Here is a 10,400-nt window from a genome sequence, read left to right as displayed (position 1 = left end):
ACCAACCGAGGCTCGCCGCATAAAGCACAATCCGTGCCGGACAGCCGTGGGCTTGTCCCGGCCATCCACGTCGTTGTTCGAGCGCCGTCGTCAGAACGTGGATGCCCGCGACGAGCGCGGGCATGACGAGGCCGTGGGGTTTCGCCTCACGTCGCGAATCGGAAGTGCAGCACGTCGCCGTCGGCGACGACGTACTCCTTGCCTTCCAGCCGCAGCCGGCCGGCGTCGCGGGCGCCCGCCTCGCCCGAATAGGTGACGTAGTCGTCGTAGGCGATGGTCTCGGAGCGGATGAAGCCGCGCTCGAAATCGGTGTGGATGACGCCGGCCGCCTGCGGCGCCTTGGTGCCGCGCGTGATCGTCCAGGCGCGCGCCTCCTTCGGTCCCACGGTGAAGAAGGTGACGAGATCGAGCAGCTGATAGCCGGCCCGGATCAGCCGGTTGAGGCCGGGCTCCTCGAGCCCGATGGCGGCCAGATAATCGGCGCGCTCCTCGTTCGGCAGGATCGCGATCTCGGCCTCGATCTGGGCCGAGATGACGACCGCGACGGCGCCCTCCTCGGCGGCGCGCGCCTCGACCGCCTTCGAGTAGGCGTTGCCGGTGCCGGCCGCACCCTCCTCGACATTGCACACGTAGAGCACCGGCTTCGACGACAGGAGGCCGAGCAGGCGGAACGGCTTCTCGTCCTCGGGCTTGAGCTCGACGAGACGGGCCGGCTTGCCCTCGCGCAGCAGCACGAGTGCGCGGCTCATCAGGTCGAACAGCTCCTTGGCCTCCTTGTCGCCGCCCTTCGCCTTCTTCTCGGCGGCGACGACGCGCTTCTCCAGGCTGTCGAGATCGGCGAGCATCAGCTCGGTCTCGATCGTCTCGATGTCGGCGACCGGATCGATGCGGCCCTCGACATGGGTGATGTCGCGGTCGTCGAAGCAGCGCACCACATGGACGATCGCGTCGACCTCGCGGATGTTGGCGAGGAACTGATTGCCGAGCCCCTCGCCCTTCGAGGCGCCGCGCACCAGGCCGGCGATGTCGACGAAGGCGAGCCTCGTCGGGATGATGTCGTTCGACTTGGCGAGCTTCGCCAAGACGTCGAGGCGCGGATCCGGCACCGCGACCTCGCCGACATTCGGCTCGATGGTGCAGAACGGATAGTTCGCCGCCTGCGCGGCCGCCGTGGCGGTGAGCGCATTGAACAGGGTCGACTTGCCCACATTGGGCAGGCCGACGATGCCGCATTTGAATCCCATGATGCTCTCGTCAGGAGAAGAAGGGCTCGGGTGACCCGAGCTTGAAGGGGTCGAGAATGGTCATACCCTCGATCGTCCGCTCGTGCTGCATGTCTTCGCTCAGGAAGACGCTGCATCCGGCGACCAGGGCGGATGCGATCAGGAGAGAATCCCACCAGTCGAAGCCGCCGGCGTCCTGCACACGCCAGGCGCGGTGAAGAACGTCGCAGTCGAGCGGCGCCGTGCAGGAGGACATGAAGCCGGTGACGAACAGACGCGCTTCGTCATGCGCCATCCGCGGCCGCCGCTCGGTGATGACGCGATAGCATTCATTCAGGCTTTGCGGACTGAGGACCAGGCTTCCCGTCTCGATCATCCGGGTGAGCCATTCCTGCGCCAGAGTCCGCTTTTCCGGCTCTTTCGGATCCACCGTGTAGACGATGAGATTCGTATCGACGAACCAGCTCCTCCTCCCGTTCGGCATAGAGCTCCTCGCGCGTCGGCATGTTCTCGCTGATGCCGGGGTATCCGGGACCGGTGAAGAAGGGACGAAGGATCGCCATCGGGTCCGCGGCGCCGCCCATCTTCTCCACGATGGCATCCGCGACGTATCGCGACAGGCTCTTGGCCTGCTTCGCCGCCTCGACGCGGGCGCGGGCCAGGATCTCGTCCGGCAGCGTGATGGTGACGTTCTTCATGGGACACCTCCACACTGATTTCGTGTTTCAGTGTTTCCGTGTCAAGCGCGCTCCGGCTTCCCGGCACCGCCCCCGCCGGCCGGTTCCTTGTCGGGCCCCAAGAAGCCTTTCGCCTGCATGGCGAGGTGGACCTTGTTCTGGAAGGTCGAATCCTGGCCCTTGGCGAGCAGGCCGGCATTGTCGGCGATGGTGTCGCAGAGCGTCGCGACCCAATCGCGCTCGGCCTTGGCGAAGTCCTGCAGCACGTAGTGCTGCACCATCTCCTTGATGCCGGGATGACCGATGCCGATGCGCACCCGGCGGAAATCGTTGCCCAAGTGGGCGCCGATCGAGCGCAGGCCGTTGTGGCCGGCGGCGCCGCCCCCGGTCTTCAGCCGCACCTTGCCGGGCGGCAGATCGAGCTCGTCGTGCAACACGACGATGTCGGCGAGCGGAACCTTGTAGAACTGCGCGGCCTCCTGCACGGCGCGGCCGGACTCGTTCATGTAGGTCTCGGGCATCAGCAGCATGACCCGCTCGCCGGCCAGCGGCCCCTCGGTCGCCTGGCCGTGAAAACGCTTTCGCCACGGCGGGAAGCCGTGGCGGCGGGCGATCGCCTCGATCGCCATGAAGCCGATATTGTGGCGGTTGCCGGCGTAGCGGGAGCCCGGATTGCCGAGCCCGACCAGGAGCCGCATGACGATGCCTCACACCCCGTCCCGGCCGATCAGCCCGCTGTCGTTCCGGGGCGTGAGCCGTGGGCTCGCGAACCCGGAATTCAGCGGCAACTCAGGATCTCGCGGCTGGATCTCGGGTCCGGCGCTCCGCGCCGTCCCGGAATGACGACCGTATCCATCGACGGCAAGGTGGGCCGGGGGCGGCGCACCGCCCCCGGACCGGCCTCACTTCTTGGCGTCGGGCTTCTTGGCGCCGGCCGCGGCCTTGGCGTCGGCGGCCGGGGCCTTGGCCCCCGCCGCCGGAGCCTTGGCGCCGGCCGCCGGAGCCGCCGCACCCGCGGCCGGAGCCGCCGCCGCGTCCTTGGCGGCGCGCTGCTCCTCGGCGTAGCCGGACGGCGGCACCAGGGTGACCAGCGTCGGGTCGAGCTTGCCGACCGTCTTGACGTTCGGCGGCAGCTTGACGTCGCTGAGGTGGCGCGAGTGGTTGATCTCCATGCCGGCGAGGTCGATCTCGATCGACTCCGGGATGGCGTCCGCCGGGCAGCGCAGCTCGACCGCGTGGGTGACGATGTTGACGGTGCCGCCGCGCTTGATGCCGGGGGCGCCTTCCGGATTGACGGTGCGGATCGGTACCCGCACCCGGATGGTGGCGCCTTCGCCCAGCCGCATGAAGTCGACATGCACGGGGCGGTCCTGCAGCGGCTCCAGCTGGTAGTCGCGCGGGATCACACGATGCTTGGTGCCGTCCAGATCGACGTCGAAGATCGTCGTCAGGAAGTGGCCGGCGAAGATGCGCTGACGCAGCTCGGCCGAATCCAGGGAAATGGTGACGGGCGGCTTGTTGTCGCCGTAGATCACGCCGGGTACGCGGCCTTCGCGACGAACGGCCCGGGCGGCCCCCTTGCCGGCCCGCGGACGCGACGTCGCCTTCAGCTCTTTGACGGTCGTCATGGTTGGTGTCCTCTCTCCAACCGGGAACGCCCGCTCGCGCGGCCCCGCCCGGTCGATGCACGGATGAAGATTGCCGCTGACGCGGCGGCGCGGCCGGCCTCCAGGGGTGCGTGCAGGCCGCGGAACGCGGGCTTATAGCAAAGCGCCGCCCGGATTGACAAGGAAGCGCCCTGAAATGGCGACCAGAGGTGCGGCCGGCCGTCCCCTCTCCCCGCCGCACGGGGAGGGAGAGGGGCGCGGGCGTCAGCGGATCTTCCGCCTCACACCACCGCGGTGGTGCCGGCGTCCAGGCCGGTCGGGCCTTCGGGGGCGAGCTTCGCCTCCAGGGCGGCGAGCCGGGCCTTCAAAACCTCGTTCTCCTCGCGGGCGAGGCGGGCCATCTCCTTGACGGCCTCGAACTCCTCGCGCTGGACGATGTCCATGTCGCGCAGGATGCGCTCCGCCTGGGTCTTGATCAGGGTCTCGGCCTCGCGGCGCACGCCCTGGGCGACGCCGGCTGCGTCGTTCATCAGTCGGGCCATCTCGTCGAAGAACCGGCTCGTCGTCTGGGCCATCGTTATGTCGTCTCCGGAACGCATGATCGGCAATGGGTGTCGGTCGCGGCAGACAATGGCGATCGCGGTGCAGCGACGCAAGCGCCGCGGTCGTCCGGACCGGCGATCCGCCGCCCCGTCGCCCGCCGCAGCGCGCCGCCCGCTTGACGCGCGGCGGCGCGCGCCGCATCACCCGAACCGCCCCGCCGGCCGAACCATTCCACCGAAGAGCCCGCCGATGCCGCTCGCCGTCCTTCAGTTTCCGCGCATCGACCCGGTGCTGGTGAGCCTCGGCCCGTTCGCGATCCGCTGGTACGCGCTCGCCTATATCGTCGGCATCCTGCTCGGCTGGGTCTATGCCCGCGCGCTCATCCGCAACGAGAAGCTGTGGGGCGGCCCGGCGCCCCTGTCGGTCGTCGACTTCGACGACTTCGTGGTCTGGGTGACGCTCGGAATCATCCTGGGCGGCCGCACCGGCTACGTACTGTTCTACAATTTCGACCTGTTCGCCGCCGATCCCATGAAGATTCTGAAGCTGTGGGAAGGCGGCATGTCGTTCCACGGCGGCTTCCTCGGCTGCGTCGCCGCCGTGGTGCTGTTCGCCGGCTCGCGCGGCCTGTCGATCCCGACCGTCGGCGACCTCACCTGCGCCGTGGCGCCGATCGGCATCCTGCTGGGCCGGCTCGCCAATTTCATCAACGGCGAGCTCTGGGGAAGGCCCGCCCCGGACGTCGCCTGGGCCATGGTGTTCCCGGGCGGCGGGCCGCTGCCGCGGCATCCGAGCCAGCTCTACGAGGCGGGACTGGAGGGGCTCGCCCTGTTCCTTCTGCTGTTCTTCGCCGTGCGGGCCGGGGCGCTGAAGCGGCCGGGCCTCACGGTCGGGCTGTTCGCCTGCGTCTATGCGGTCGCCCGCTCGTTCTGCGAGTTCTTCCGCGAGCCCGACCCGCAGCTCGGCTTCCTGTGGGGTGGGTTGACCATGGGGATGCTGCTCTCGGTGCCGCTGTTCCTGGCCGGCGTCGGATTCATCACCTATGCGCTGCGCCGGCCGCCGCTCGGGCGCGCGACGCCCGCCGAGGCGGCATGACGTCTCCGCTGGTTTCGCCCCTCGCCGACCTGCTGCGCCGAAAAATCGCGGACCACGGTCCGCTGCCGCTCGCCGAGTGGATGGCGGTCTGCCTCGGCCACCCGGAGCACGGCTACTACGCGACGCGCGACCCGCTCGGCCGGGCCGGCGACTTCGTCACGGCCCCGGAGATCAGCCAGATGTTCGGCGAGGTCTTGGGCCTGTGGGCCGCCGCCGTCTGGCAGCAGATGGGCGCGCCGGTGCCGGTCCGCCTGGTCGAGCTCGGTCCCGGCCGGGGCACCATGATGGCCGACATACTGCGCGCGGCGCGTGTGCTGCCGGGGTTCCGGGCCGCGCTCCGCGTGCACCTCGTCGAGACGAGCCCGGTTTTAGCGGAACGCCAGCGCGAATCCCTCGCCGGCGCCGGCGTGCCGATCGCCTGGCACCGCGACCTCGGCGAGGTGCCGGATGGCCCGACGATCTTGGTCGCCAACGAGTTTTTCGACGCCTTCCCGGTTCACCAGGCCGAGAAGACCCGCGACGGCTGGTGCGAGCGCCAGGTCGGGCTGGCGCCCGACGGCGGCTTCGCCCTCAGGCTCGGGCCGGCCGACCCGAACCTCGCGGAGCGGATCCCGGAATTCTGGCGCGTCGCCCCCTCCGGCACCCTGTTCGAGTGGCGTGACGAGGCGCCGGTCGCCGCACTCGCCCGCCGGGTCGCCGCCGGTGGCGCCGCCTTGGTGATCGACTACGGCCATGTCGATCAGGGGCCCGGCGAGACGCTGCAGGCGATGCGCGGCCACGCCTTCGCGGACCCGTTTTCGTCACCCGGCGAGGCCGACCTCACGGCCCATGTGGACTTTGTTGCGCTCGCCGCGACGGCGGGCGCCGCCGGGGCGGCCGTGCACGGACCCGTCACCCAGGCGAGCCTGTTGAAAAATCTCGGGATCGAGGCGCGGGCCGCCGCCCTGAAGGCGACGAACCCGGACCGCGCGGCCGAGATCGACGCCGCGCTCGCGCGCCTCGTCGATACGAAAACGAAAACCGGCATGGGCGGCCTGTTCAAGGCGATCGGCCTCGCCGACCCTGCGCTCGGCCCCCTGCCCGGCCTGATCGCCGGCCCGACGGAGACCGCCCCATGATGCTCACCGCCCGCTCGCTCTCCGCCCTGCCGGGCATCAAGCACGCCTTCTTCACCCGCGAGGGCGGCGTCTCCGAGGGGCTCTATGCGAGCCTCAATGCCGGCTTCGGCTCGGGCGACGACCAGGATCGGGTGACCGAGAACCGCGCCCGCATGGCCGCCGCCGTCGGGGTCGCGCCGGACCGACTGTTGAGCGCCATCCAGATCCATTCGGCCGACGTGATCGTCGCCGAGACGCCGTGGACGGCGGCCGAGCGGCCGAAGCGCGACGCCATCGTCACCCGCACGCCGGGGCTGGCGATCGGCGCCTCGACGGCCGATTGCGGGCCGGTCCTGTTCGCCGACCCCGAGGCCCGGGTGGTCGGGGCGGCGCATGCCGGCTGGCGCGGGGCGCTGGCCGGTGTCACCGATTCGACCATCGCCGCGATGGAAACCCTCGGCGCATCGCGCGACAGGATCGTCGCCGCGATCGGGCCGATGATCCGCCAGCGCAACTACGAGATCGGCCCCGAGGTGAAGGCCCTGTTCGTCGCCCAGGATCCGGCGCATGCGCGCTTCTTCGCCCCCGGCGCCGGCGACCGCGAGAGGCTCGACCTCGCCGGCTACATCGCGGCGCGCCTTGCGGCCGCCGGGCTGCGCCACATCGAGGATCTCGACGTCTGCACCTATGCGGACGAGGCGCGCTTCTACTCGTTCCGCCGCGCCACCCATCGGGGCGAGCCGGACTACGGCCGCCACGTCAACGCCATCGTGCTGGTGCCGTGAGCCTCGCCGGCGCGGTCGAGACGCCGAAGCCACACACCTCTTGAAAAACCATTGACGCCGGCCGCTTCGATCCCCGCGGCTGGATCCTCGCCACATTTACGGTTAAGCATCGGTTACCGAACGAGGCGGGACACCGCCCGACGGACCCGCTCGACCGGGCCGCGGAGCACGGGGATCGAATTCATGCAGGCTCGACCGGCGCGACTGTCCGCGCCGTCCGCAACGGGCGCGAGGAGCGGCGGGATCGGCGCGATCCTGGTGGCGCTCCTGTGCGGCGCCTGCACGCAGACCACCGGGCAGACCAGCGGCCCGGCCGTCGCCGCGGCGCCGGCAGGGCGCGCGACCGTCGCCTTCGAGTCGATCGACGGGCCGCCCGAGAGCGTCTTCAACCGCATGGTGCAGTCGCTGACCAGCGAGGCGCAGTCGCGCCAGGTCGCCGTGGTGTCGCGCCAGACCCCGGCCCACTACCGCGTGCGGGTCTACACGGCCACCATCGTCACGCCGAAGAAGTCGGTGGTGAGCTGGGTGTGGGACGTTTACGACGCCGACCAGCGCCGCGTGTACCGGATGTCCGGCGAGGAGCCGGTGAGTGGCGCCGGCAGCAACACCTGGGCGGCCGCGGACGAGCAGGTGATTCGCCGCATGGCGTCGTCCGGGATGGACCGCCTCGCCGGCTTCATGGCAGCACCGCGCCCGACGCCCGCCCCCTCCGGTCCGGCCGGCACGCCCGCACCGGACACGAGCCCGCCCGCCGACACCGGCATGGCGCTGGCCGCCTTCGACGCGACGACGCCCTGACCGCACCTCCGCCGGTCGGCATACCCCGCGTTCGGTCGTCTCAGCGTAAACTAGTCCGAGCAGACGTGTCCTCGCGACACCAGTCGCGGGCGAAAACCTTCCGGATAACAAAACCGTCGTATTGCGCCGGCCCCGCCTGCCCTGTATTCAGGCGCCGCCGGACAGGTTAGTCGCTCGCGTGGGCGTTCAGGAGGTCGGGAATGCCTGGCAAGAATGGGGCGATCAAGCTCGTCGCAGGCAACTCCAATCCGCGGCTCGCCGAAGCGATCGCGGCTTACTTGAAGACGCCGCTCACCCGCGCCGTCGTCCGCCGCTTCGCGGACATGGAGGTCTTCGTCGAGATTCTGGAGAACGTCCGCGGCGCCGACGTCTTCGTCGTGCAGGCCACGTCGTTCCCGACGAACGACCACCTGATGGAGCTCTTGATCATCATGGACGCGCTCAAGCGCGCGTCGGCGCGGCGCGTCACCGCCGTGCTGCCGTATTTCGGCTACGCCCGGCAGGATCGCAAGCCCGGTCCCCGCACGCCGATCTCGGCCAAGCTGGTCGCCAACCTGATCACTCGGGCCGGAGCCGACCGCGTCCTCACGGTCGACCTGCACGCCGGCCAGATCCAGGGTTTCTTCGACATCCCGACCGACAATCTCTACGCCTCGCCCGTGATGGTGCGCGACATCAAGGAGCGCTTCGAGCTCTCCAAGCTGATGGTCGTGTCGCCCGACGTCGGCGGCGTGGTGCGTGCCCGCGGGCTCGCCAAGCGGATCAACGCTCCGCTCGCCATCATCGACAAGCGGCGCGAGCGCGCCGGCGAGTCGGAGGTGATGAACGTGATCGGCGACGTCGAGGGCCGCACCTGCATCCTGGTCGACGACATCGTCGACTCGGGTGGCACTCTGGTGAACGCCGCCGACGCGCTGCTGGAGCACGGCGCCGAGCGCGTCTACGCCTACATCAGCCACGGCGTGCTGTCGGGCGGCGCCGTCGCGCGCATCACGGCGTCGCGGCTCAAGGAGCTCGTCATCACCGACTCGATCCAGCCGACCGAGGCGGTGCGGGTCGCCGACAACATCCGGGTGCTGTCGATCGCCACCCTGCTCGGCGAAGCGATCGGCCGCACCGCCGCCGAAGAATCGGTGTCGAGCCTGTTCGACTGAGCGGACGTTCGCTTCGACCGTGGCGGCTCGCTCGCCGCGGTCGTTCCGTGCAACATCGAAGGGCCGGTCGTCCCGGGGCGCGCCGACGGCGCGAGCCCGGAATCCATGTTCCGTCTCCGTCGCGAGCCATCCGCACCGGGCGTATCGATCCCGGGCTCGCGGACCTGGAGGTCCGCGCCCCGGGATGACGAAGGCCGTGGCGGTCGCTCCACCGGAATCGCCGGCGGACGACTTCGAAACACCGTGCGCTCCGCCCGTGATCACGTTTCCTGATCACGACCGACTCACGATCACGTCCGACTCACGTCGGCCCTCGCGTCGGCACGCCGTCCCGCCCCGTTCCGGCTCCGATTCCGATCCGTTCCGCTTTTGATTCAGAACGCCGTCCAGAGCCGTCGCGCACCCGAGTCAAACTGTCGCGGGGACAACTCCGCTTCCCTGTGGACCGGGACGGGGCGGTCGTTGCGCGATTCAGCGGAATGAACGAACCCTTTCGGGTGACCGCGACGATCGCGTCGCGGCCGCCACGGCCGATCCGGCGGCGCCCGAGACGCGCCTGTCGGAGACGGATGTGAACTGCACGAATGAACGGAGCGAGACCCGATTCCGTCGGACCAGGGCGCGCTCTATAGTCGAAGAACCGAGTGATTCGGTGTTCGTCGGTCCCGCCCTGCAGGACGACCTTGCAGGCGGGCGCTTCGGGCACCCGGCGCGTGCCGTGGTGTGGCGTGCGTGCGTGCGTTCTCCCGCGTCCGGCACTCGAGGGGTGGAAGCGACATGTCGTTGATGGAGATCTCGAGCTCGCGGAGCGCCAATCCGGTCGACATCGTCGAACGGATCGCGGCGGTCAACGACTGGTCCTTCGCGCGGTCCAGCGAGGACGAGGTCACGCTCGTGATGACGGGCAAGTGGACCGACTATCAGATCTCCTTCACTTGGATGGGCGAGATCGAGGCGCTGCATCTCGCCTGCGCGTTCGATCTGAGAGTCCCGGAGCGCCGGCGCGCCGAGCTGCTCGAGCTCGTGACGATGATCAACGAGCAGCTCTGGGTCGGCCATTTCGACTTCTGGGCCAACGACGGGCTGGTGATGTTCCGCCACGCGCTGGTGCTGGCCGGCGGCGTCGAGGCCTCGGGCCCGCAATGCGAGTCGATGCTCGCCACCGCGACCGAGGCGTGCGAGCGCTACTACCAGGCGTTCCAGTTCGTCATGTGGGCCGGCAAGTCGCCCCGCGAGGCGATGGAAGCCGTGATGTTCGAGACCCACGGCGAGGCGTGAGGGTCGGCCCGTCGCCGGGTCGCCGCGCGCCGTCACCCCATTGCCGGCAGCCCGTGGTCGCTGCCCCACCGCCGTCATGGCCGGGCTCGTCCCACGGCTGTCCGGCACGGATTGTGCTTTATGCGGCGAGCCTCGGTTGGTGG

The 10,400-nt window shown here is 69.9% G+C and carries 12 protein-coding genes; 6 read left to right on the top strand and 6 right to left on the bottom strand.

Annotation, left to right across the window (positions count from 1 at the left end; all coding sequences use genetic code 11):
- Window positions 1-146: 146 nt before the first annotated feature.
- The 6 genes from ychF to ACFSOX_RS23250 form a co-directional block, all read right to left on the bottom strand.
- Window positions 147-1,244, bottom strand: coding sequence for a redox-regulated ATPase YchF (gene ychF / locus ACFSOX_RS23275; RefSeq protein WP_378480205.1), 1,098 nt, complete (start codon window positions 1,242-1,244; stop codon window positions 147-149).
- Between the two features lie 10 nt (window positions 1,245-1,254).
- A complete protein-coding gene (locus ACFSOX_RS23270) occupies window positions 1,255-1,653 on the bottom strand; it encodes a PIN domain-containing protein (RefSeq protein ID WP_378480204.1) in 399 nt (132 codons plus the stop codon).
- Window positions 1,553-1,921, bottom strand: a complete 369-nt coding sequence (locus tag ACFSOX_RS23265) for a hypothetical protein (protein WP_378480203.1) — start codon at window positions 1,919-1,921, stop codon at window positions 1,553-1,555. Before ACFSOX_RS23265 ends, ACFSOX_RS23270 begins: the two co-directional genes overlap by 101 nt.
- A gap of 41 nt (window positions 1,922-1,962) precedes the next feature.
- The gene (gene pth / locus ACFSOX_RS23260; RefSeq protein WP_378480202.1) at window positions 1,963-2,598 is read right to left on the bottom strand and encodes an aminoacyl-tRNA hydrolase; all 636 of its coding nucleotides are present in this window, start codon (window positions 2,596-2,598) and stop codon (window positions 1,963-1,965) included.
- Between the two features lie 204 nt (window positions 2,599-2,802).
- Window positions 2,803-3,528, bottom strand: coding sequence for a 50S ribosomal protein L25/general stress protein Ctc (locus tag ACFSOX_RS23255; protein WP_378480201.1), 726 nt, complete (start codon window positions 3,526-3,528; stop codon window positions 2,803-2,805).
- Between the two features lie 260 nt (window positions 3,529-3,788).
- Window positions 3,789-4,082, bottom strand: coding sequence for an accessory factor UbiK family protein (locus tag ACFSOX_RS23250; protein WP_378480200.1), 294 nt, complete (start codon window positions 4,080-4,082; stop codon window positions 3,789-3,791).
- A gap of 217 nt (window positions 4,083-4,299) precedes the next feature.
- On the opposite strand from ACFSOX_RS23250, the gene lgt reads away from it, so the two are divergent.
- From lgt to ACFSOX_RS23220, 6 genes are all read left to right on the top strand, one after another.
- On the top strand, window positions 4,300-5,145 hold the full coding sequence (gene lgt / locus ACFSOX_RS23245; RefSeq protein WP_378480199.1) for a prolipoprotein diacylglyceryl transferase: 846 nt from the start codon (window positions 4,300-4,302) through the stop codon (window positions 5,143-5,145).
- A complete protein-coding gene (locus tag ACFSOX_RS23240) occupies window positions 5,142-6,263 on the top strand; it encodes a class I SAM-dependent methyltransferase (RefSeq protein WP_378480198.1) in 1,122 nt (373 codons plus the stop codon). The genes lgt and ACFSOX_RS23240 overlap by 4 nt, the downstream gene beginning before the upstream one ends.
- Entirely contained in the window at window positions 6,260-7,027 is a 768-nt protein-coding gene (gene pgeF / locus ACFSOX_RS23235; RefSeq protein WP_378480197.1) for a peptidoglycan editing factor PgeF, read from the top strand. The genes ACFSOX_RS23240 and pgeF overlap by 4 nt, the downstream gene beginning before the upstream one ends.
- A gap of 183 nt (window positions 7,028-7,210) precedes the next feature.
- Window positions 7,211-7,825 carry a hypothetical protein gene (locus ACFSOX_RS23230; protein WP_378480196.1) on the top strand — a complete coding sequence of 205 codons (615 nt, stop codon included), beginning with the start codon at window positions 7,211-7,213 and terminating at the stop codon, window positions 7,823-7,825.
- A gap of 200 nt (window positions 7,826-8,025) precedes the next feature.
- Entirely contained in the window at window positions 8,026-8,979 is a 954-nt protein-coding gene (locus tag ACFSOX_RS23225; protein WP_111358531.1) for a ribose-phosphate pyrophosphokinase, read from the top strand.
- A gap of 777 nt (window positions 8,980-9,756) precedes the next feature.
- On the top strand, window positions 9,757-10,257 hold the full coding sequence (locus ACFSOX_RS23220) for a type III secretion system chaperone family protein (RefSeq protein ID WP_378480195.1): 501 nt from the start codon (window positions 9,757-9,759) through the stop codon (window positions 10,255-10,257).
- Window positions 10,258-10,400: the final 143 nt, after the last annotated feature.

This window comes from Rhodoplanes azumiensis (assembly GCF_042682915.1).
In the GTDB taxonomy this organism is placed as follows: Bacteria; Pseudomonadota; Alphaproteobacteria; order Rhizobiales; family Xanthobacteraceae; genus Rhodoplanes; species Rhodoplanes azumiensis.
Note: the sequence above shows the minus strand (reverse complement) of the source record. Positions and strands in the feature narration are given on the sequence as shown.

Bases quoted from the DNA above. Each gene is read 5' to 3' on its own strand.
- ychF (WP_378480205.1), bottom strand. From the start codon at position 1,244: ATGGGATTCAAATGCGGCATCGTCGGCCTGCCCAATGTGGGCAAGTCG.
- ACFSOX_RS23265 (WP_378480203.1), bottom strand. From the start codon at position 1,921: ATGAAGAACGTCACCATCACGCTGCCGGACGAGATCCTGGCCCGCGCC.
- pth (WP_378480202.1), bottom strand. From the start codon at position 2,598: ATGCGGCTCCTGGTCGGGCTCGGCAATCCGGGCTCCCGCTACGCCGGC.
- ACFSOX_RS23255 (WP_378480201.1), bottom strand. From the start codon at position 3,528: ATGACGACCGTCAAAGAGCTGAAGGCGACGTCGCGTCCGCGGGCCGGC.
- ACFSOX_RS23250 (WP_378480200.1), bottom strand. From the start codon at position 4,082: ATGGCCCAGACGACGAGCCGGTTCTTCGACGAGATGGCCCGACTGATG.
- lgt (WP_378480199.1), top strand. From the start codon at position 4,300: ATGCCGCTCGCCGTCCTTCAGTTTCCGCGCATCGACCCGGTGCTGGTG.
- ACFSOX_RS23240 (WP_378480198.1), top strand. From the start codon at position 5,142: ATGACGTCTCCGCTGGTTTCGCCCCTCGCCGACCTGCTGCGCCGAAAA.
- pgeF (WP_378480197.1), top strand. From the start codon at position 6,260: ATGATGCTCACCGCCCGCTCGCTCTCCGCCCTGCCGGGCATCAAGCAC.
- ACFSOX_RS23230 (WP_378480196.1), top strand. From the start codon at position 7,211: ATGCAGGCTCGACCGGCGCGACTGTCCGCGCCGTCCGCAACGGGCGCG.
- ACFSOX_RS23225 (WP_111358531.1), top strand. From the start codon at position 8,026: ATGCCTGGCAAGAATGGGGCGATCAAGCTCGTCGCAGGCAACTCCAAT.
- ACFSOX_RS23220 (WP_378480195.1), top strand. From the start codon at position 9,757: ATGTCGTTGATGGAGATCTCGAGCTCGCGGAGCGCCAATCCGGTCGAC.